Here is a 19,604-nt window from a genome sequence, read left to right on the forward strand (position 1 = left end):
GACCTGTTCAACCTCTTCGTGTTCTTCGAGGTCCTGCTGATCGCGTCCTACGGCCTGATGCTGCATGGCCAGGGTGCGCTGCGGCTGAAGGCGGGCGTCGCCTATGTGGTCGTCAACATCGTCGGATCGGCGCTGTTCCTGGTCGCGCTCGGCCTGCTCTACGGCCTTACCGCCACGCTCAACATGGCGGATCTGGCGGTGCGGGTCGCCACCCTCGGGGAGGAGGATCAGGGGCTGCTGCGTATCGCGGGCCTGTTGCTGACGGCGGTATTCGCGCTGAAGGCCGCGGCGGTGCCGCTCCACCTGTGGTTGCCGCGCACCTACGCCGCGACGATGCCGGTGGTCGCCGCACTGTTCGCGATCATGACCAAGGTCGGCGTCTATGCGCTGATCCGCACCGTCCCGCTGATCTTCGGCGCGACCGCGGGTGCGGCGGCGTGGGTGCCCGCGCCCTGGCTCCTCCCATCGGCGATCCTGGGTGCCGTCGTCGGGTTCGTCGGCGTGCTCGTGGCGCGGGGAATGCGGGAGCAAGCGGCGTTCGCGATACTGGCATCGACCGGCACGCTGCTGATGCCCGTGTCGATGTGGCGGGAGGCGGCGCTGGCCGCCGCGCTCTATTACATGGTGCAGGCGATCGTCGCGGGTGCGGCGCTGTTCCTGGTCGCGGACGCGACGATGCGGCGGCGCGGCCAGTATGCGGACGCCCTGGTACCCAGCCCGCGGTTCGCCGGACAGGATGCCGCGGGCCTCTCGTACCTCGTCGCGGCGATCGGCACCGTGGGATTGCCGCCGCTCGCCGGCTTCGTCGGCAAGCTGTCGATCCTGGACGCGAGCTTCGCCGGCCCCGGATGGCCCGCGATCTGGTCGACCATCCTCGGCACGACCCTGATAGGCGTCGTCGGCTTCTCGCGCAGCGGATCCTCCCTGTTCTGGAAGACGGCGGCGCCGGATGCCGAAGCCGTGGCCGTGGTGCCCCGGTCGCGCGCCGACTTCATCGCGCCGGCGCTGCTGCTGCTGCTGCTGGGGGCGCTGAGCGTCTGCGCAGGCTGGGCGGAGGCGCAGACCCGTGCCACCGCCGCACAGGTCATGGCGCCGGAACGCTACGTGGCCGCGGTCCTGGGGACGGCGCGATGAGGCGGCTGCTGCCCCATCCCGCGCTGTCGGCGATGCTGCTGACCGTCTGGCTGCTGATGGTGAACGATGTCACGGTCGGCGGGGATCGTGCTGGGGGCGGTCTTCGCGCTGGTCCTGCCGAAGTTCACCCAGCCCTTTTGGCCGGACCGCCCGCGGATACGCTTCCGGCGAGCCCTTCTCGGCTATCTGGCGATCGTCCTCCTCGACATCGTCGTCGCCAATTTCCACGTCGCGCGGCTGATCCTGTTCCGCCGCAACCGCGATCTGCGCTCGCGCTGGCTCACGGTACCGATCCGGCTGACCACGCCGGAGGCCATCACGATGCTGGCCGGCACGATCAGCCTGACGCCCGGTACGGTATCGTCGGATGTATCGGCGGACGGCCGCTTCCTGTTGGTCCACGCGCTGGACGTCGCCGACGGGGCGGCGGAGATCGCGCGTATCCAGATGCGCTACGAAGCACGCCTGCAACGGATTTTCGCATGATCGGCATCGCTCTCCACCTGGCGGCGGGCTGCATCGCGGTCGCGCTGGTGCTGAACCTCTGGCGGCTTCTGCGCGGACCCGCGCTGGGCGACCGCATCCTTGCGCTGGACACGATGGTCATCAACGCGATCGCCCTCATCGTCCTGATCGGCATGATCGGCGGCACCGATTCCTATTTCGAGGCTGCGTTGCTGCTGGCGATGGTCGGTTTCGTGAGCACCATCGCTTACTGCAAGTTCATCCTGCGCGGGGACATCGTGGAATGAGCGTGCTGGCCGACCTCGTCATCGTCGCGCTGCTGATGCTGGGCGGCGGGTTCGCCCTGATCGGCAGCTGGGGCCTCGTCCGCTTGCCATCGACGATGGAGCGACTGCACGGGCCCACGAAGGCGACGACCCTGGGCCTGGGCGCGCTGCTGCTCGCCTCCGTCGTCCATTTCCAGGCGCGGCTCGGCATCTGGACCGCGCACGAGCTGCTGATCTCGCTGTTCCTGTTCATCACCGCGCCGATCTCCGCCAACATGATCGCCAAGGTCCACCTGCACCGCACGCGCGCCGGTGCCGACGGCGAGCACGACGGTATCGCCGGTCGGCCGCCGTGTCCCGGCGGAGACGCGGACTGGGCGACGTTCGAAGCGCCGAAGCGGGGTACGCCCGCGTCGACGGCGAGCGACTGAGCGGCCGTGACGATCAAGGGCCACCGTCCAAACTACCACCTCTATCGCCGATGTCTTGGGACGCGCTGCTCCAAAACGATACCGAGTGTGACACTGGAGACTATCCATCCAAGGGAAACTTACATTAGTAATGCAGGATGGAGCTGGATGATTTATATGAAGTTGCCATCCGACCCGAGCGGGAGTTCGAGGGCAAGTGGGGCATCCGCCTGCTGGAAAGCGGGGAGTGGATCCCCGTTACTTTCCGCACCGAGGATGACGCCCGCGAGGCGGTCGCCGCAGCAGGCAGAACGGACTGATGCGGGGCGGAGAAAGGTTTTCGGTGATCAATAATCCGTATTCCGAGGGTGTGGCCGCCCGGGCGTCGCAGCGCATGCGCGTGGAAGATTGTCCCTACACCACGGAATTGATGCAGCAGGAGCGCGCGGATTGGCTGCGCGGCTTCGGCTCCATCGATCATCCGGGGGCGTCGTCGGCTTTCCCGCGCCGACCCGAGCAATAGGCCGCGCGCGGCGAATCGCCCGGCATCGGCTTGCGTCAGCCACCCGCCGGCCGACGGGGCCACGTGGCATGTCACCAGGAGAATGTCGCGGTCGATCGGCGACGGCCGATCGCAAGGGCGTCGGCCACCAGACGGCTCGGCTCGTCGTCCAGATCCGATCGCCCGTCGTCGATCAGGCCGGCGAAACGCCGGTAGAGACGCGGATATTCCTCGTTCGGGTATGAACGGCGCTCGCCATCGAGGAGCAGGACGCGGCCCCCGTCGTCCAGCCGCAACACGCCGTCGTCACACTCCACTACGATCGTCCAGCACGGCGCGTCACGCTCGAGGAAATCGAGCGACATGTGCCCGTCGGCATCGCCGCAGGCCAGCCCGACCTCCGCGGCGATCGGGCTTTGCCGGTCGTTCGGGATCGCCAGGTCGGCCTGCGTCACGAGCAATCGGCCGGGCAGGATGGCGGTGGCGATCGACAAGGCGTTGATCGCGGGGTCGAACACGCCGAAGCCGCCGGCGTCGAGGATCCAGTCCTGCCCGGGATGCCAGCGGCGGATATCCTCCTTCCAGTCGATCCGGATCCCCGACACCCGGCGCGATGCGAGCCATGCGCGGGCCGGCTCCACCGCGCCCGCGGCGCGCGAATGCCATGCCGCGAAGAGCGTGCGACCGGCCGCGGCGGCCGCCTCCCGCAACAACGCCACCTCCCCCAGCGTCGCCGCAGGCGGCTTTTCCAGCAGCACGTGCAGCCCCGCCCCGAGCGCCTTGGCGGCCAGCGCGGCGCGCCCCTGCGGCGGGGTGCAGATGGCGACGGCGTCGAGCGTCGGACCGGCGCGCAGCAGATCGTCCAGCGTCGCGAACGCCGGCACGCCGTCGATCCCGCCGCACGGGTCCGCGGTCGCCGCCAGCGTGAATGCCGGGTCGTTTTCGATCGCCGGGACGTGGCGATCGCGCGCGATCTTCCCGACCCCCACCAACGCCACCTTCATCCCGTATCGCTCCAATTATCGTACAAATGTCTTCCTAGCTGCGTGCCGATCGGCTATCAACCGCCGACATCGCCGCCGCATGGCCATTTGACGAGAGACCGGATGAGCAACGACGACCTGCCGCCAGAGGCCCGGCATCGCACGGGGTTGCGCTCGCGCGCCTGGTTCGACGATCCCTCCAACCCCGACATGACCGCGCTCTATATCGAGCGCTACCTGAACTACGGGCTGAGCCTGGAGGAGCTGCAGTCGGATCGCCCGATCATCGGCATCGCGCAGACCGGCAGCGACCTGGCGCCGTGCAACCGGCATCACCTGATCCTGGCGGATCGCGTGAAGCAGGGTATCCGCGACCGCGGCGGCATCCCGATCGAATTTCCGATCCACCCGATCCAGGAAACCGGCAAGCGCCCCACCGCCGGGCTGGACCGCAACCTGGCCTATCTCAGCCTGGTCGAGGTACTTCACGGCTATCCGATCGACGGCGTCGTGCTGACGATCGGGTGCGACAAGACGACGCCCGCCTGCCTGATGGCCGCCGCGACGGTGAACATCCCCGCGATCGCCCTGTCCGTCGGGCCGATGCTGAACGGCCATTACCAGGGCCAGCGCACCGGGTCGGGGACGATCGTGTGGAAGGCGCGCGAGCTCCTGGCCGCAGGCGAGATCGACTATAAGGGCTTCATCGAACTGGTCGCGTCCAGCGCGCCGTCGACCGGCTTCTGCAACACGATGGGCACCGCGACGACGATGAATTCGCTCGCGGAGGCGCTGGGCATGTCGCTGCCCGCCTCCGCCGCGATCCCCGCGCCGCACCGCGACCGGCAGCAATGCGCATGGGAGACGGGGCGTACGATCGTCGAGATGGTACGCGCCGACCGCCGTCCGTCCGACATCCTGACCCGCCCGGCCTTCCTCAATGCGATCCGCGTCAATTCGGCGATCGGCGGCTCCACCAACGCGCCGATCCACCTCAACGCGATCGCGCGTCACATGGGGGTCGAGCTGTCGCTGGCCGATTGGGAGGAACAGGGGGCGGGCATCCCGCTGCTGGTCAACATGCAGCCGGCGGGCCAGTATCTCGGTGAGGATTTCTACCGCGCCGGCGGCGTTCCGGCGGTGATGGCACAGCTGCTCGCGGCCGGGCTGATCGATGGCAGCGCGCTGACCGCCAACGGCGCGACGGTTGCAGAGAACGTGGCGGGCGCGACCATCGCGGACGAGGATGTGATCTACCCCTTCGATCGCCCGCTGAAGCCGGCCGCCGGGCTGACCGTCCTGTCGGGCAACGTGTTCGACGCCGCGGTCATGAAGCTGTCGGTCATCTCCGACCAGTTCCGCGGCATGTACCTGAGCGATCCCGAGGATCCCGATGCCTTCACGGGCACCGCCGTCGTGTTCGACGGACCGGAGGATTATCACGCCCGGATCGACGACCCCGCCAGCGGGATCGACGAACGCTCGATCCTGGTGATGCGCGGCGCGGGTCCGGTCGGCTATCCGGGCGGCGCTGAGGTGGTCAACATGCGGCCGCCCGCCGCGCTGATCCGCACCGGGGTCCATGCGCTCCCCTGCCTGGGCGACGGGCGGCAATCGGGTACCAGCGGCAGCCCGTCGATCCTGAATGCCGCCCCCGAAGCGGCGGTCGGCGGCGGTCTCGCGCTGCTGCGCTCGGGCGACCGGATGCGGATCGACCTGAAGGCGAACCGCGTCGACATGCTGGTCGACGAAGAGGAACTGGCGCGCCGCCGGGCGGAGCTGGAGCGCGTGGCGATCCCCGCCTCGCAGACGCCGTGGCAGGAGATCCACCGCGACACCGTCGGCCAGTTCGACACCGGCGCGGTCATCGAGAGCGCGGTCAAGTATCAACGGATCGCCGAGCGCGGCCTGCCGCGCGACAGTCACTGAGATGGTCGCCGCGGTAGCGGGCAGCGGACGGGCGACACTGGGCGAGGGGCCGCTGTGGTCCGGCCGCGAACGGGCCGTCTACTGGGTCGACATACTGGGGCGGTGCGTGCGGCGGCTGGCGCTGGCGGACGGCACGGTGACGGCATGGGACATGCCCGCGCCGACCGGCTGGATCATCGAGCGGCAGGATCGCGCCGGCTTCATCGCCGGCACGGCCACCGGCTTCGTCGAACTGCTGCTGCCCCCGGGTGCCGCGCCGGTCGTGACCCCCATCCACGACCCCGAGCCCGACCTGCCCGCCAACCGCATGAACGATGCGAAGGCGGACGCCGCCGGTCGCATCTGGGCCGGGACGATGCCGTTTTCGTGCCAGGGGGAGACGGGCGCCTTCTATCGGCTCGACCCGGACTTCAGCTGCCGCCAGGTGGATGCACCCTATACGATCGCCAACGGCCCCGCGATCGCGCCGGACGGCCGGACGATCTTCCACACCGATACCGCGCGGCGCACCATCTTCCGGTTCGATGTTCACGACGACGGCACGCTCGGCCGACGGGCGCCGCATATCGTGTTCGACGAGGCATGGGGCAGCCCCGACGGCATGACGCTGGACGCCGACGGCTGCCTGTGGGTGGCGCATTGGGGAACCGGGCAGGTCAGCCGCTTCGATCCGCCGGGCGCACGGATGCGGTCGATCGCGCTGCCCGCGTCGCAGATCACCAGCATGACCTTTGCCGGCGACGGGCTCGACCGGATGTTCGTCACCTCCGCCGCGGACGGATGCGATGACGAGCCGCTGGCCGGCGCGCTGTTCGAGGTCGATCCGGGATGCCGCGGGCTGCCGACCCAGCGGTTCGGCGGGTAGCGGACGCCTGCCACCCCGGCCACGCCTGTCGATCGGGCCTAGTCGCGCTGGTCGCCGATCAGGTCGAGCACGTCGCCGATGATGCGCCGCATCGCCCGGCGGCTGGCATCGGCGTCGCGGGTCGCGATCGCATCCGCAACGGCGGCGTGATCGGCGATGTTGGCCGAGCGCCCCTTGATGCGGTTGGTGAAGCGGATCGACGTGTGGAGCGCCGTCGCCACCACGGTGCGGAACTGGGCGTAGAACGGGTTGCCCGACGCCTGGAGGATCGCGACGTGGAAGGCGATGTCGGCCTCCAGCGGATCGCCGGTGCCCGATTCGGCCGCCGCCATCCGCGCCAGCTCGGCGCGGATCGCCGCCATGTCCGCAGCGGAATGGAACTGCGCCGCCAGCGCCGCCGCCTCCGGCTCGATCGCGATTCGCAGCTGGTTGAACTGGCGCAGCAGGTCGACCGAGAATTTGCGCTCCAGCAGCCAGCGCAGCACGTCGGTGTCGAACAGGTTCCACTGCGACGCCGGGCTGACGACCGTCCCCTGCCGCGGCCGGGCGGTCACCAAACCCTTCGCGGTCAGCATCTTGACCGCTTCCCGCGTCACCGAACGGCTGACCCCGTACGCCTTGGCGATCTCCGCCTCGGTCGGGAACGGGCGCGTTTCGTAGCGGCCGATGACGATCGCCTTGCCCAGCGTGTCGAGCATCCCGTGCGTCAGGTTGCGGCCGAGATCGTGCTGCAAGGCGCGATCGGATGTGGTGTGCCCCCTCTCCATAATGCTTCTTCTGCGCCAAGCTATGCGCCATGTGAAGTCGTCGGACTGGACTTGCACAATTTATCGTATAATTCAGCAGCAGCTTGGGGAGGAACGGCGCGATGACGCTCTCGACGATCGATCTGGCGGTGGTGATCGCCTATGCAGTGGGCATCTTCGCGCTGGCGCAGTGGGTGAGCCGCGACAAGGCGGGCGAGACGAAGGACTCCTCGGACTATTTCCTGGCGTCCAAGTCGCTGCCGTGGTGGGCGATCGGGGCGTCGCTGATCGCGGCGAACATCTCCGCCGAGCAGATCGTCGGCATGGCGGGGTCGGGCTATGCGATCGGGCTCGCCATCTCCTCCTACGAATGGATGGCCGCGCTCACCCTGCTGATCGTCGGCAAGTGGTTCCTGCCGATCTTCCTGAGGAACGGCATCTACACGATGCCGCAATTCCTGGAGCAGCGCTACGGCCCGAACCTGCGCACGCTGATGGCGGTGTTCTGGCTCGGGCTGTACGTCTTCGTGAACCTGACCTCGATCATCTGGCTGGGCTCGATCGCGGTCAATCAGGTGGCGGGCGTCGACCAGGACGCGGCGCTGATCGCGCTGGGGCTGTTCGCGCTCCTCTATCAGCTGCGCGGCGGGTTGAAGGCGGTGGCGCTGACCGACATCGTCCAGGTGACGCTGCTGGTCTTCGGCGGGCTGTGCGTCTCGGCGATCACGCTGTCGCGGATCGGGGGCGCGGGCGGCATCATCGGCGGGTTCGCGCGGTTGCAGCAGGTCGCGCCCGAACATTTCGAGATGATCCTGTCGCCCGACAATCCCTTCTACAAGGACCTGCCCGGCATTTCGGTGCTGATCGGGGGCATGTGGATCGCGAACCTGAGCTATTGGGGGTTCAACCAATATATCATCCAGCGCGCGCTGGCGGCCAAGGACCTGCCCGAGGCGCAGAAGGGCATCGTGCTGGCGGCGTTCCTGAAGATGCTGATGCCGTTCGTGATCGTCGTGCCCGGCATCGCCGCCGTCGTGCTGGCGCCCGACCTGGCCAAGCCCGACCAGGCGTATCCGACGATGCTGCGGCTGTTGCCGCCGGGGCTGCTGGGCCTCGTCTTCGCCGCGCTGGTGGCGGCGATCGTCGCCTCCACCGCGTCCAAGATCAACTCGATCGCGACGATCTTCACGCTCGATCTCTATGCCAAGCGCAAGGGCGCCGCGACCGCCGCAGAGGACGGCGCGGCGAAGGACCCGGCGACCGAGCGGCGGCTGGTGATGGTCGGGCGCATCGCCGCGGCGGTGGCGATCGTGCTGGCGATGGTCACCGCGCGCCCGCTGCTGGGCAAGTCGGACCAGGCGTTCCAGTACATCCAGGAATATACCGGCTTCTTCACGCCGGGCATCACCGTCATCTTCCTGATGGGGCTGTTCTGGCGCCGCGCGACGGAGGCCGGCGCGCTGACCGCGGCGGTCGCCTCCTTCGTGCTGTCGCTGGTGCTGAAATCGGCGCTGCCGGCGCTGCCGTTCATGAACCGGATGGTCGTGGTCTTCGTCGCCGCCGCCGCACTCGCCGCGATCGTCTCGCTGCTGCGCCCGCAGGCGCGCGAGGCGAACCGCGTCGTCACCGGCGACGTCAGCTACGCCACCACCACCGCGTTCAACGTCGCCGCCCTGGGCGTCCTGGCGATCCTCGTCGCCCTCTATGCGACATGGTGGTGAGATGAGGTTCCTCGCCGTCGACTGGGGCACCACCAACCGCCGCGTGTTCGCGATCGACGACGGCCGCGTCGTCACCACCGAGCGCGACGATCGCGGCGCATCGGTCGTGGAGGACTTCCCCGCCGAGATCGCCGCGATCCGGGCGCGGCACGGGGACCATCCGCTGCTGCTCGCGGGCATGGTGGGATCGAATATCGGGTGGCGCGCCATGCCCTACGTCCCCGCGCCCGCCGGACTGGCGGAGGTCGCCGCCGCGGTCGCGCAAGTGGCGCCGGGGGTCCGGATCGTGCCGGGCGTCTCGTACCGCGACGCGCGGCGCGGCGACGTGATGCGCGGCGAGGAGGTGCAGTTGCTGGGCGCGGTCGCCGCCGGACAGGTGCCGGCGGACGCGCTGCTGTGCCAGCCGGGCACGCATTGCAAATGGGCGACGATGGCGCAGGGGCGGATCGCCGCCTTCGTCACCGCGATGACGGGCGAGCTGTTCTCGCTGCTGCGCACGCACGGGCTGCTGGCGCGCCAGCTGACCGGCCCGGTGAGCGACGGCGCTGCGTTCCGCGACGGCGTGGCGGAGGGGGCGCGCGCCGACCTGGCCGCCAGCCTCTTCGGCATTCGCGCCGCCGCGCTGCTGGGGATGCGCGACGATGCGGCGGCGGCCGCATATGCCAGCGGGCTCCTGATCGGCGCCGATGTGGCGCAGCGACTGGCGCAGGCGCGCCACGACCTCGTCCACGTCCTCGCCGATCCGGCGCTGGGCGGGCTGTACGCCGCCGCGATCGAGACGCTGGGGCGCCGCGCCGCGATCGTCGACAGCAACGCCGCCTTCGTCGCCGGAATCACCCGCATACAGGAGCTTGCCGCATGACCCACCTCGCCGCCTTCGACACCGCCTTCGCGCATTGCCCGTTGATCGCGATCCTGCGCGGGGTGCGCGTGGACGAGGTGGTCGCGATCGGCGAGGCGCTGGTCGCGGCGGGGTTCACGATCATCGAGGTGCCGCTGAACTCGCCCGACCCGCTCGCCAGCATCGCCGCGCTGGCGCGCGCGCTGAAGGGGCGCGCGGTCGTCGGCGCGGGCACCGTGCTGCGCGTCGAGGATGTGGCGGCGGTGCAGGCGGCGGGCGGTACGGTCATCATCGCGCCCAACGCCAACCCCGCGGTGATCGCGGCGGCGGCGGCGCGCGGGCTGGTCGCGCTGCCGGGGGTGGCGACCCCGACCGAGGCGTTCGCGGCGCTCGACGCGGGCGCGGCTGCGCTGAAGCTGTTCCCGGCGGAGGCCGCGTCGCCCGCGGTGCTGAAGGCGATGCGCGCGGTGCTGCCCAAGGCGGTGCGGGTGCTGCCGGTGGGCGGCGTGACCCCGGAGGGGATGGCGCCGTGGCGCGCGGCGGGCGCGGCGGGGTTCGGGCTGGGCTCCGCGCTGTACGCGGCGGGGATGACGGCGGACGAGGTGGGCGCGCGGGCGGCGCGATTCGTCGCCGCGCTGTGAGCGGAAGTTGACAAAGTTGACGCCACGTCGGCGCCGGAAGCGGGTTCGTGCGGGGGTGTCGCGGGCGGCGTGAGCTGGGCGGGGGTCGACGGGCGCAACACGATCCGGCGGGCATGCCTGATGACGGGGCGTGTAGGACAGCGGTTTTCCGGAACGTCATCCCGGGCCTGACCCAGGACCTCTGCGAACGTCGTGGATCGCTTGACGATGTCGCCGTTCCCCGGCGCAGGCCGGGGTCCAGCTGGCGTGGCTTTTCCGTCTGTTACCGCCGTCCCCCAGCTGGGCCCCGGCCTTCGCCGGGGAACAAGGAACCGAGTTTCGCAGAGGCCTCGATCAAGTCCGGGACGACGCGGGATGCGGCCGCCTTGCGCCCGCGCCGTCGTCCCCGCGGAGGCGGGTGGACGGCGCTACTTCGCCGTCGCGCCCCGGCGGTAGTCGTGCGTCAGGAAATCGAACGCCGGCAGCGCCTCGTGCCGCCGGTAGTCGAACCAGGCGGCGTTTTCCCAGTTGGAGCCCTTGCCCCACCGCGTCCCGCAGCGGGTCGACACCCAGTTGGGCTCCCAATAGACCACGCCGACGCCGCCCGCATCGACCACCGTCTGCGTCAGGTCGATGAGATACCGGCGCTGCCCCGCCGGCGTCGCGGGATAGCCCGCCACCAGCGTATCCTCGCCCAGCAGGTTGGGCGAGGTATCGGCATTGGCCATGGTGAAGGGATAGGCCGTCTCCACCACGATCACGTCCGCCTTGTAGCGCGCCTTCACGCGCGCCAGCGTCGCGCCCATCTCGGGCATCGATTGGGTCGACCACTTCTTGTAATAGCTGATGCCGATCACGTCATAGTCGAGCACCCCGGCCGCGGTCGCATCGTCGAACCAGCGCTCGACATTCTCGGGCTGCGCGATGTGGAGCATCACGCGCGGCGCGATCCGGCCCGCCTTCCCCGCATCGCGCACCGCCTTGATCCCGGCGTTGAATAGCGTCGCGTTGCGGGTCCAGTCGATCGCCTTCTTCGGCCCCGCCATCAGTTCCGGGTTGGTTTCGTTGCCGACCTGGACCATCTCCGGCATCAGCCCCTGTGCGTCGAGCCTGCCCAGCACGTCGCGGGTGTAGGCGTAGAGCGCCTTCGCCTGCGCGGGCGTATCGAGCGCCGCCCAGGCGGCGGGCACGATCTGCTTGTCGCCGTCGGCCCAGTCGTCCGAATAATGGAAGTCGAGCAGCACCTGCATGCCCGCCGCCTTCGCCCGGCGGATCGTCTTCGAGACGTCGGCCAGGTCGCTGTACTTCGTCCATTTCGCATCGTTCCAGATGCGCACGCGGACGATGTTGCCGCCCTTCTTCGCGAGCAGCGCGTACGGATCGACCGGCTTTCCGCCGCTGCGATAGACCGCGCCGCAATCCTCCATCTCGTTGACGTAGGACAGGTCCGCGCCGAGGTAGAGCGGCGGCACCGGAGCGCGTGGTCCCGCGAGCGCCGGGGTGGCGGCCAGCAGCGCGGCGGCGGTGAGGAGCGCGCGGCGCATCAGAAGCTGAACCCCACGCCCGCCAGGAAGCGGCGGCCGAACTTCTCGTACCGGCCCTGCAGGCGGCGGTCGCCGTAATAGGTCTCGAACGGCTCGTCGGTCAGGTTGTTGGCCTGGAACAGCAGGCGCACGCCCTTCAGCGCGCCGGCGCCGAATTCGTAGCTGGTCTGGAAATCGAGCACGCTTTCGGGCGCGGTGAACAGGATGCGGTCGGTATCGCCCAGCTCGGTCGCGTAATTGGAGCGGTAGCGGAAGGCGACGCGCGCCTCGAACCCCGCCTTGCTGTAATAGAGCGTGGCGTTGGCGACATGCTTCGACAGGCCGGGCAGCTGGATCGCGCCGATGGCATTGTCGTTCTCGGTCACCGAGATGTTGCTGTCGGTATAGCTGTAGTTGAGGTACGTGCCGAAGCCGTCGAACGGCGCGGGCAGGAAGGTGAACGCCTTCTGGAACAGCACCTCGACGCCCTTGATCGTGCCGCCCGAGCCGTTGATCGGCCGGCGGAAGGTGCCCTCCACCGGGTTGCCGTTGGCATCGTTGACGAAGATCGGCGTGACCTGCTGCGCGATATAGGTGCTGAGGTCCTTGTAGAAGCCCGAGATGGTCAGCGCGCTGTCGCGGTCGAAATACCATTCGACGGTGGCGTCGAGCTGCTTGGCGCGGAACGGCTCCAGCAGCGGGTTGCCGCCGAACGCGGACGGCGCGCCGAAGGTGAAGACGCCGAACCCGGCGCTCAGATCGTCGAGCGGCGGGCGCGCGAGCGCCTGGCTGGCGCCCAGGCGGATCTGGAGCTTGTCGGTCGGCTTGAACGTGAGATTGAGGTTGGGGAGCCAGTCGGTGAATTCGTTCGTCACGCGCACGGGCACCGCGGTCTGCGAGGTCGGGTCCTGATCGATGCGGATCGAGCGCGAGTCGGTTTCGGTGCGGATGACGCGCAGCCCGACGTTGCCGTTGAAGGGCAGGCCGAAGAGGTTGCCCTCCAGGTCGACCTGCGCATAGCCGGCGTAGGTCTTCTCCCCCACCTGCCAGCTGGAGCGCTGGTCGAAGAAGGATTGCGTCGGCGCGATCGGACCGAACAGCGTCGTGACCGCCTTCAGGATGTCGATCGACTGGACGGCGGGCAGCCCGGCATAGGCGCCGGAGAAATTGTAGGTGCCGTTCAGCAGCGACGCGGGGGTCGCGGTGCGCTGCGCCGGATCGATGAAGCCGAACTGCGTGCGCTGGGTATAATCCTTCGATCGGTCGGTGTAGCGCGCGCCGAAGCGCAGGGCCGCGAGCGGGCCGCGGCCGATCTGGCGCGTGGCATCCAGGCTGGCGGTCCACAATTCGTCGTTGATGAGCGGCGCGCCGCCGCCGTTCTCCGGGATCTGGAAATCGGCGATGCGGAAGGCGGACGGATCGGCGAGGTTCGCGTTGATCGTCATCGCCGGCACGCTGTCGTTGCCCGAGCGGAAGGTGGTGGTGGGCGCGAAGCCGAACGGCTCGGTGCGCAGCGTCAGGAACTGCTGGTCGCGGTGCGTGGTGGAATAGCCGACGTCGGCGGCGATCTCCCACCCCTCCGGTCGCCACTTGGCGTTCAGGCCGCCGGCGTAGAGATCGTCCTCGAAGAAGAACAGCTCGTTCACGCCGCGCACGACCTGGCCGAAGCTTTCGTTGCCGGGGAAGACGGTGGTGGTGATGCCGGTCACATAGTCCTGCGTGCCGCCGCCCGCCTGCGGGATCGTCACCGCGCTGACGCCGCTCTGGGTGTTGCCGAACGGCAGGTTCTCGACGCGGAAGCCGCGCTGCGTCTCGTCGAACTTCACCTTGCTGTAGAAGAAGTCGCCGTTCAGCTCGAAGGCGCGGCTGGGCTTCCACTGGAGCGCGGCGAGCGCGCCGTGGCGGATGTCGTCGCCGCCGCGCGCCAGCCCCTCGAACCCGAAGGGAATGTTGTCGTTGCCCTGCCCGTTGCCGTTCAGGTCGGCAAAGCTGTTGGTGTAGCGGAAGATGTTGGTGCGCACCGTCGCGACCGACTGGCGCCGCCCGGAATAGCCGACCGCGATGCCCAGCGTGTCGTCGAGCAGCTGCGTCACCACCGAGGCGCTCGCGATACAGCCCCAGGGGCTGGTGTCCTGCACCTTTTCGGCCAGGTCGCTGTAGATCGCGCGCGCGTTCAGCACGACCTTCGTCTCGGAGAAGTCGAGCGGGCGCAGCGTGCGCAGGTCGACCTGGCCGGCGATGGCACCCTCCACCTGCGCGGCGGTCGGCGACTTGAAGACATAGGCGCCGTTGATGAGCTCGGCGGGATATTGCTCGTACCGGACGTTGCGGCTCGCCTCCGCGGAGACGATCTCGCGCCCGTTGAGCAAGGTGTTGACCAGGTTCGGCCCCATGCCCCGGATCGAGATGGCGGTGCCGTTGCCGCGGTCGCGGTTGGTGGCGAGGCCGGGAAGACGCGCGAGCGATTCGGCGATGCTCGCCTCCGGCAGCTTGCCGATGTCCTCCGCCGCCAGCACCTCCTGCACGCGGTCAGCGGCGCGCTTCGCGTTGATCGCGGTGCGCAGCGACTGGCGATAGCCGGTGACGACGATCTCGTCGCCGTCCGCGGCCGGAGTCGCGGCGTCGGTCGTGCCGCCCTGGCTGCTCTGCGGTGCGGCGTCCGACGCCGGTGCTGCCGTCTGCGCCTGCGCCTGCGCCTGCGCCTGCGCCTGCGCGGCCAGCGTGCCGATGCTCGCCGCGGCGAGCAGGAATGCCTTCGAAATCACGGTCGTCCTCCCCTGTCGGCCCCTCTTGCGAGCGCCCGACGTTTTTGTATGATAAATCAGCCAGCCGTGGCAAGTGCTATCGTGCGATCAACGTGACCCCGCCCGGGACGAGGCCGTCGGCGGCGGCGTTGACACGTACCGTACCGGCACGCGCGCCGACACGGACGATCGCCTGGCACAGCGCGTGGAAGGCGCTGCGCTCGCTGGCCCGGTCCGGCTCCAGACAGGTGGGATCGCCGTTGCCGACGCCGATCACCGCCGCATCGCCCGCGACGGTGAAGCGGACGCGGTGGCCGGCGTCGGGCACGGTGCGCCCGGCGCGATCGACGATCTCCGCGCGCAGGATCGCGACATCGTCGCCGCTCGCGTCGAGCAGGCGACGGTCGGCGGTCAGGACGATGCGGTGCGCCGCGCCCGCGGTGTCGCGCACGTCGCGCGCCGTGCGCCGTCCGCCGTCGAACCCGCGCGCCTCCAGCCGGCCGGGGGCATAGGGCACCATCCAGGCGAGGTGACCGTTCCGCGGCATCGCCTTTCGCCCCAGCGAGCGCCCGTTCAGGAGCAGCTCGACCTCGGCGCAATTGCCATGGACCCAGACCTCGACCGGCTGCCCCTCGCGGCCCGGCCACGTCCAGTGCGGCAGCAGATGGACGATCGGGTCGGATCGCCACCAGGCGCGATAGTAGAAGTAATTGTCCTTCGCGAAGCCGCAGGTATCCACCACGCCGAAGTAGCTGGAGATGCTGGGGAACTGCGCATAGGGCGTCGGTTCGCCGCGATAGTCGAACCCGGTCCAGACGAAGCCGCCCGCGATATAGGGCCGCGTCGCCGCGATCTTCCACCAGCCTTCCGCGGTGGAAGCCCACCACGGATGCTCGGTATCGTATGCGCGCACGACGTGGCGCGCGGGGTCGTTGGCATAGGCGCCGCGGGTCGACACCGTGCTGCCGGTTTCCGAGCCGTAGACCGGGACCAGAGGGTTGGCGGCGTGGAACGCCTCGATCCGGTCGGTGCGATAGTTGAAGCCGACGATGTCGACCGTCTTCCCCACGCCCACGTCCCAGCGGTTGTCGAGCGCGAAGGTTGTCGGGCGCGTCGGATCGAGCGTGCGGACGCGCGCCTGCATCGCGGCGGTGATGCGCGCGCCGCGGGCCGTGCCCTGATGCGGCTCCTCGTTCCCCAGCGACCACGCGATGACGCACGGATGGTTGCGGTCGCGACGCAGGATGCGGTCGAGCTCGTCCATCGCCTCGGGATCGCTGCTGTTGCGGCGCGCCTCGACGATCATCATCATCCCCATCTCGTCGGCGAGGTCGAGCAGGGCGGTCGCCGGCGGATTGTGGGCGCTGCGCCAGGCGTTGGCGCCCATCCCCTGCATCTGCGCGATGCGCCAGCGGTGCAGCGCATCGGGAATGCCGGTGCCGACGCCGGCGTGATCCTGATGGTTGCAGACGCCCAGCAGCTTCGTCGGGCGGCCGTTGAGCAGGAAGCCGCGATCGGCATCGAACCGCAGATAGCGTACCCCGAAGCGCGTGACGTAGCGGTCGACCGTGGCCCCGCCCACGACGACGTCGCTTTCCAGCCGGTACAGCGCGGGATCGTCGGGCGACCACAGCCGCGGCGCGCGCAGCAGCGCCGCCGCCTCAATCGTCGTCGTCGCGCCGGGCGCGATCGTCGCGGTGCGATCGGGCAGCGCGGCGGCGACGCTGCCGTCCGGCGCGAGGATGCGCTGGCGCAGCAGCGCCTCCGCGGGCCGGGCACCGGCATTGCGCACCTCGATCGCGGCGGATACCTGCGCGCCGTCGGTCGCGGGCACGGTGCGCACGACGCTGCCCCAGTACGCGACATGGACCGGCGCGGCGCGGATCAGGTCGACGTGGCGATAGAGGCCGGCGCCTTCGTAGAACCACCCCTCCCCCAGCGAGGCGTCGACGCGGACCGCGACGACGTTCGGCCCGCCGTCATAGTCGAGGAAATCACCGATCGCCGCGGCGAAGGGCGCGTAGCCGCTGGCGTTGGTCGCCACGACATAGCCGTTCACGAAGACGGTGCAGTCGCGGAAGACGCCGTCGAACTCCAGCCAGATCGCGGAATCGCGGTCCCCGGGGACGATGGGGAGCGTGGTGCGATACCAGCCGATGCTGTTTTGCGGGAAATCGCGCCCGATCGCCTTGAAGCCGTGCGCGGCGACCGCATCCTCGGTTTCCTTCGATGCCGGGACCGCCGGCGGCGCGAAGGGCAGCTCCACCGCCCAGTCGTGCGGCACGCGCACGTTGCGCCACCCGGAATCGTCGAACGCCGGCATCGCCGCGGCCGCGGTCGCGGTACCGGCCTTCGCGAAGGTGCGCTGGTCGCGGCCATAGCCGAAATCGGCGGCCTGGTCCGATGCATGGCCGAGATGGAACCGCCACGTCGCGAGGCGGTCACGCGACCGGGGCGGCGGGACGGGACGCCCCGGCTGCGCGCGGGCGGGCGCGGCCTCGATCCAGCCGGCGAGCGATGCCATCGCGCCGGCCGCCATCACCTCACGTCGCTGCATCGCGCCCTCCCGCCGAATTATCATATCATTCTTATATGCCCATGCCCGGCGCGGGCGTCCAGCGCCGGTCGCAGCGCGCCCGACGCCTGTCACCCGAAAGCCACACCCGCGCGCAGAACGGCCGATGTTGCAGCGCTGCAATGAGCGCGATACGTCCTGTCGGCACCTGACGGTGCATGCAGACCGCCGCCCTCCTGAACCCGATCGAGACCGTGGATCCCGAGCCCCGCCTCCTCATCGTCGATGACGATCCCGGCATCCGCGAGCTGACCGCGGGGTTCCTCGCGGGCCATGGCTATGTCGTGGACGTGGCGGAGGACGCGGTCGCGATGCGCGCGGCGCTGGCGCGGAACCGCTATGCGCTGATCGTCCTCGACGTGATGATGCCGGGCGAGGACGGGCTGTCGGTACTCCGCAGCCTGGACCGCACCACGGCGCCCCCGGTCATCATCCTGTCGGTCATCGGGGAGGACGTCGACCGCATCGTCGGGCTGGAGATGGGCGCCGACGACTATCTGGGAAAGCCCGCCAATCCGCGCGAGCTGCTGGCGCGCATCCGCTCCGTCCTGCGGCGCAACCGGGAACGCCCCGCGCCGGTCGAGATGCTGTCCGCGGCGCGCCAGTACCTGCGCTTCGCCGGCTGGCGGCTCGATCCGCTCGCGCGCCAGCTCTACGATCCCGAGGACGTCATCATCCACCTGTCCGACGGCGAGTTCCGCCTGCTGCTGGCGCTGGTCGAGCATCCCCGCCGCGTGCTGACGCGCGACTTCCTGCTCGATCATTCGCGCGGCCCCAACAGCGAGAATTTCGATCGCGCGATCGACGTCCAGATCAGCCGGCTGCGTCGCAAGCTCCAGCGGCCCGACCGGCGTGGCGGCGACGACCTCGTCCGCACCGTGCGCAACGAAGGCTATATGTTCACGGCCGATGTCGAGCGGCGCTGAGCCGCGGGCCGGGACGCGCGGCGCGTCGATCGCGCGGCCGATCTTCCTGCTCGTCATCGCCTCCGTCCTGGTGGCGACGGCGATCTCCTTCGTCGTCACCTTCTCGGGGCCGCCGCCGTTCGACCGCCCGCACAGCGTGCGCGCCATCGCGATGACGCTGACCGGCGCGTTCCCGCCGGCGTTCGAGCGCGCCGGTCCGCCGCCGGACGCGCGCAGGGGACCGTTCGGCAGCCCGGGTTTCGGACCGCTGCGGCGCTATGGCGCAGCGACCGCCCCCACCGCCCGCCCCGGCGAAACGCCCGACGCCGCCGCGCGCCGGCGCCTCGCCGCGGAGCTGCGCACCAGCCCGTCGCGCGTCCTGGCCTTCACGGGCACGGCCAGCGAGGCGGAGCGCGACGCCTTCGTCGGCAGCTTCACCTTCGCCTGGTACGACGGCGGCCGCTGGTGGGTGGTGCAGAGCCGGGTGCAGCCGTTCCTGACGCGGTGGCATGTCCGCACCCTGCTGGCGATGCTGGCGGCGATCCTGCTGCTGTCGCTGCCGTCGTGGCTGATCGTGCGCGCGCTGACGCGGCCGCTGCGGCTGCTGGCGCGCGCCGCCGATCGCGCCGGGACCGGCGCGGCCTTGCCGCCGCTCCCGGGCGGCAGCCGCGAGGTGCGCGACCTCGCCCGCGCGGTGACGACGATGCACGCCCGGCTGGCGCATCACGCCGAGGCGCGAACCGCGATGCTGGCGGGGATCGCGCACGATCTCGGCACGCCGCTGTCGCGTCTGGCCTTCCGCGTCGAACAGCTGCCCGAGGACGCCCGCGCCCGCGCCGCCGCGGACATCGGCGAGATGCGCGCGATGATCGCGGCAACTCTGGCCTTCACCCGGGACGAGGCGATGCAGACGCAGGCCGACCGGCTCGACCTCGGCAGCCTGCTCGACAGCCTGGTCCAGGACATGGTGGATGCCGGACAGCCGGTCACGCTGGAGGCGGGACCGCGCGCGGTGGTGCGCGGCGATACCGCGGCGCTGCGCCGGCTCTTCGGCAACCTCATCGAGAATGCGGTGCGATACGGCGAGAGTGCGACCGTCGGGTGGCAGCTGGAGGACGGCAGCGTCCACGTCCGGGTGACGGACGTCGGCGGCGGGATCGACCCGGCCGAGGCCGAGCGCCTGTTCCAGCCGTTCGTCCGCGGCGACCCCTCACGCAACCGTGCGACCGGCGGAACGGGCCTGGGCCTCGCGATCGTGCGCTCGATCGCGACGCGCCACGGCGGCGCGGCGACGCTGGAGAACGGTCGCCAGGGCGCGGTCGCGCGCGTCGTCCTGCCGCTCGCGGGCTGACACACGCCGCAACATCGCCGCGAC

At 70.1% G+C, this 19,604-nt stretch carries 18 protein-coding genes; 13 read left to right on the forward strand and 5 right to left on the reverse strand.

Going from position 1 to position 19,604, the window contains the following annotated elements; genetic code table 11:
- The 6 genes from PGN23_RS00005 to PGN23_RS00030 all read left to right on the forward strand — a co-directional run.
- A partial coding sequence (locus PGN23_RS00005) for a proton-conducting transporter transmembrane domain-containing protein (protein ID WP_335300733.1) occupies nt 1–1,134 on the forward strand: 1,134 nt, incomplete at its 5' end.
- A 66-nt stretch (nt 1,135–1,200) separates the two neighbouring features.
- On the forward strand, nt 1,201–1,620 hold the full coding sequence (locus PGN23_RS00010; RefSeq protein WP_335300734.1) for a Na+/H+ antiporter subunit E: 420 nt from the start codon (nt 1,201–1,203) through the stop codon (nt 1,618–1,620).
- A complete protein-coding gene (locus PGN23_RS00015; RefSeq protein WP_335300735.1) occupies nt 1,617–1,886 on the forward strand; it encodes a K+/H+ antiporter subunit F in 270 nt (89 codons plus the stop codon). Before PGN23_RS00010 ends, PGN23_RS00015 begins: the two co-directional genes overlap by 4 nt.
- On the forward strand, nt 1,883–2,296 hold the full coding sequence (locus tag PGN23_RS00020; protein ID WP_335300736.1) for a Na+/H+ antiporter subunit G: 414 nt from the start codon (nt 1,883–1,885) through the stop codon (nt 2,294–2,296). Before PGN23_RS00015 ends, PGN23_RS00020 begins: the two co-directional genes overlap by 4 nt.
- Before the next feature lie 137 nt (nt 2,297–2,433).
- Nucleotides 2,434–2,595: a hypothetical protein gene (locus PGN23_RS00025; protein ID WP_335300737.1), complete on the forward strand. Its 162-nt coding sequence runs from the start codon at nt 2,434–2,436 to the stop codon at nt 2,593–2,595.
- A 23-nt stretch (nt 2,596–2,618) separates the two neighbouring features.
- Nucleotides 2,619–2,798, forward strand: a complete 180-nt coding sequence (locus PGN23_RS00030; RefSeq protein WP_335300738.1) for a hypothetical protein — start codon at nt 2,619–2,621, stop codon at nt 2,796–2,798.
- A 71-nt stretch (nt 2,799–2,869) separates the two neighbouring features.
- Here the strand turns inward: PGN23_RS00030 and PGN23_RS00035 are convergent, their stop codons facing one another.
- A complete protein-coding gene (locus PGN23_RS00035; RefSeq protein WP_335300739.1) occupies nt 2,870–3,781 on the reverse strand; it encodes a Gfo/Idh/MocA family protein in 912 nt (303 codons plus the stop codon).
- A 102-nt stretch (nt 3,782–3,883) separates the two neighbouring features.
- Between PGN23_RS00035 and PGN23_RS00040 the strand changes: the two genes are divergently transcribed.
- On the forward strand, nt 3,884–5,689 hold the full coding sequence (locus tag PGN23_RS00040; protein ID WP_335300740.1) for an IlvD/Edd family dehydratase: 1,806 nt from the start codon (nt 3,884–3,886) through the stop codon (nt 5,687–5,689).
- Between the two features lies 1 nt (nt 5,690).
- On the forward strand, nt 5,691–6,554 hold the full coding sequence (locus tag PGN23_RS00045) for an SMP-30/gluconolactonase/LRE family protein (protein ID WP_335300741.1): 864 nt from the start codon (nt 5,691–5,693) through the stop codon (nt 6,552–6,554).
- Nucleotides 6,555–6,592: 38 nt separating this feature from the next.
- Here PGN23_RS00045 and PGN23_RS00050 read toward each other — a convergent pair whose 3' ends face one another.
- Nucleotides 6,593–7,321 carry a FadR/GntR family transcriptional regulator gene (locus PGN23_RS00050; RefSeq protein ID WP_335300742.1) on the reverse strand — a complete coding sequence of 243 codons (729 nt, stop codon included), beginning with the start codon at nt 7,319–7,321 and terminating at the stop codon, nt 6,593–6,595.
- A gap of 101 nt (nt 7,322–7,422) precedes the next feature.
- Between PGN23_RS00050 and PGN23_RS00055 the strand changes: the two genes are divergently transcribed.
- From PGN23_RS00055 to PGN23_RS00065, 3 genes are read left to right on the forward strand one after another with little or no spacing between them, the layout of a single operon-like run.
- Nucleotides 7,423–9,021 carry a sodium/sugar symporter gene (locus PGN23_RS00055; protein ID WP_335300743.1) on the forward strand — a complete coding sequence of 533 codons (1,599 nt, stop codon included), beginning with the start codon at nt 7,423–7,425 and terminating at the stop codon, nt 9,019–9,021.
- 1 nt (nt 9,022) lies between these two features.
- Nucleotides 9,023–9,883 (forward strand): 2-dehydro-3-deoxygalactonokinase, encoded by an 861-nt coding sequence (locus PGN23_RS00060; protein WP_335300744.1) that lies wholly within the window; start codon nt 9,023–9,025, stop codon nt 9,881–9,883.
- Nucleotides 9,880–10,503, forward strand: coding sequence for a 2-dehydro-3-deoxy-6-phosphogalactonate aldolase (locus PGN23_RS00065; RefSeq protein WP_335300745.1), 624 nt, complete (start codon nt 9,880–9,882; stop codon nt 10,501–10,503). The genes PGN23_RS00060 and PGN23_RS00065 overlap by 4 nt, the downstream gene beginning before the upstream one ends.
- 407 nt (nt 10,504–10,910) lie before the next feature.
- On the opposite strand, the gene PGN23_RS00070 is transcribed toward PGN23_RS00065, so the two are convergent.
- The 3 genes from PGN23_RS00070 to galA form a co-directional block, all read right to left on the reverse strand.
- Complete coding sequence (locus tag PGN23_RS00070) at nt 10,911–12,026, reverse strand: glycoside hydrolase family 53 protein (protein ID WP_335300747.1); 1,116 nt, start codon at nt 12,024–12,026, stop codon at nt 10,911–10,913.
- Entirely contained in the window at nt 12,026–14,770 is a 2,745-nt protein-coding gene (locus PGN23_RS00075; RefSeq protein ID WP_335300748.1) for a TonB-dependent receptor, read from the reverse strand. Before PGN23_RS00075 ends, PGN23_RS00070 begins: the two co-directional genes overlap by 1 nt.
- A 76-nt stretch (nt 14,771–14,846) precedes the next feature.
- Nucleotides 14,847–17,306, reverse strand: coding sequence for a beta-galactosidase GalA (gene galA, locus PGN23_RS00080; protein WP_335300749.1), 2,460 nt, complete (start codon nt 17,304–17,306; stop codon nt 14,847–14,849).
- Between the two features lie 176 nt (nt 17,307–17,482).
- Between galA and PGN23_RS00085 the strand changes: the two genes are divergently transcribed.
- Nucleotides 17,483–18,250 (forward strand): response regulator transcription factor, encoded by a 768-nt coding sequence (locus PGN23_RS00085; protein WP_335300750.1) that lies wholly within the window; start codon nt 17,483–17,485, stop codon nt 18,248–18,250.
- Nucleotides 18,234–19,580, forward strand: coding sequence for a HAMP domain-containing sensor histidine kinase (locus PGN23_RS00090; RefSeq protein ID WP_335300751.1), 1,347 nt, complete (start codon nt 18,234–18,236; stop codon nt 19,578–19,580). Before PGN23_RS00085 ends, PGN23_RS00090 begins: the two co-directional genes overlap by 17 nt.
- Nucleotides 19,581–19,604 lie beyond the last annotated feature (24 nt).

It is taken from the genome of Sphingomonas adhaesiva, from assembly GCF_036946125.1.
Taxonomy (GTDB): Bacteria; Pseudomonadota; Alphaproteobacteria; order Sphingomonadales; family Sphingomonadaceae; genus Sphingomonas; species Sphingomonas adhaesiva_A.

Coding starts and splice junctions, on each gene's coding strand:
- PGN23_RS00010 (WP_335300734.1), top strand. CDS start 1,201: ATGTCACGGTCGGCGGGGATCGTGCTGGGGGCGGTCTTCGCGCTGGTC.
- PGN23_RS00015 (WP_335300735.1), top strand. CDS start 1,617: ATGATCGGCATCGCTCTCCACCTGGCGGCGGGCTGCATCGCGGTCGCG.
- PGN23_RS00020 (WP_335300736.1), top strand. CDS start 1,883: ATGAGCGTGCTGGCCGACCTCGTCATCGTCGCGCTGCTGATGCTGGGC.
- PGN23_RS00025 (WP_335300737.1), top strand. CDS start 2,434: ATGGAGCTGGATGATTTATATGAAGTTGCCATCCGACCCGAGCGGGAG.
- PGN23_RS00035 (WP_335300739.1), bottom strand. CDS start 3,781: ATGAAGGTGGCGTTGGTGGGGGTCGGGAAGATCGCGCGCGATCGCCAC.
- PGN23_RS00040 (WP_335300740.1), top strand. CDS start 3,884: ATGAGCAACGACGACCTGCCGCCAGAGGCCCGGCATCGCACGGGGTTG.
- PGN23_RS00045 (WP_335300741.1), top strand. CDS start 5,691: ATGGTCGCCGCGGTAGCGGGCAGCGGACGGGCGACACTGGGCGAGGGG.
- PGN23_RS00050 (WP_335300742.1), bottom strand. CDS start 7,321: ATGGAGAGGGGGCACACCACATCCGATCGCGCCTTGCAGCACGATCTC.
- PGN23_RS00055 (WP_335300743.1), top strand. CDS start 7,423: ATGACGCTCTCGACGATCGATCTGGCGGTGGTGATCGCCTATGCAGTG.
- PGN23_RS00060 (WP_335300744.1), top strand. CDS start 9,023: ATGAGGTTCCTCGCCGTCGACTGGGGCACCACCAACCGCCGCGTGTTC.
- PGN23_RS00065 (WP_335300745.1), top strand. CDS start 9,880: ATGACCCACCTCGCCGCCTTCGACACCGCCTTCGCGCATTGCCCGTTG.
- PGN23_RS00070 (WP_335300747.1), bottom strand. CDS start 12,026: ATGCGCCGCGCGCTCCTCACCGCCGCCGCGCTGCTGGCCGCCACCCCG.
- galA (WP_335300749.1), bottom strand. CDS start 17,306: ATGCAGCGACGTGAGGTGATGGCGGCCGGCGCGATGGCATCGCTCGCC.
- PGN23_RS00085 (WP_335300750.1), top strand. CDS start 17,483: ATGCAGACCGCCGCCCTCCTGAACCCGATCGAGACCGTGGATCCCGAG.
- PGN23_RS00090 (WP_335300751.1), top strand. CDS start 18,234: ATGTCGAGCGGCGCTGAGCCGCGGGCCGGGACGCGCGGCGCGTCGATC.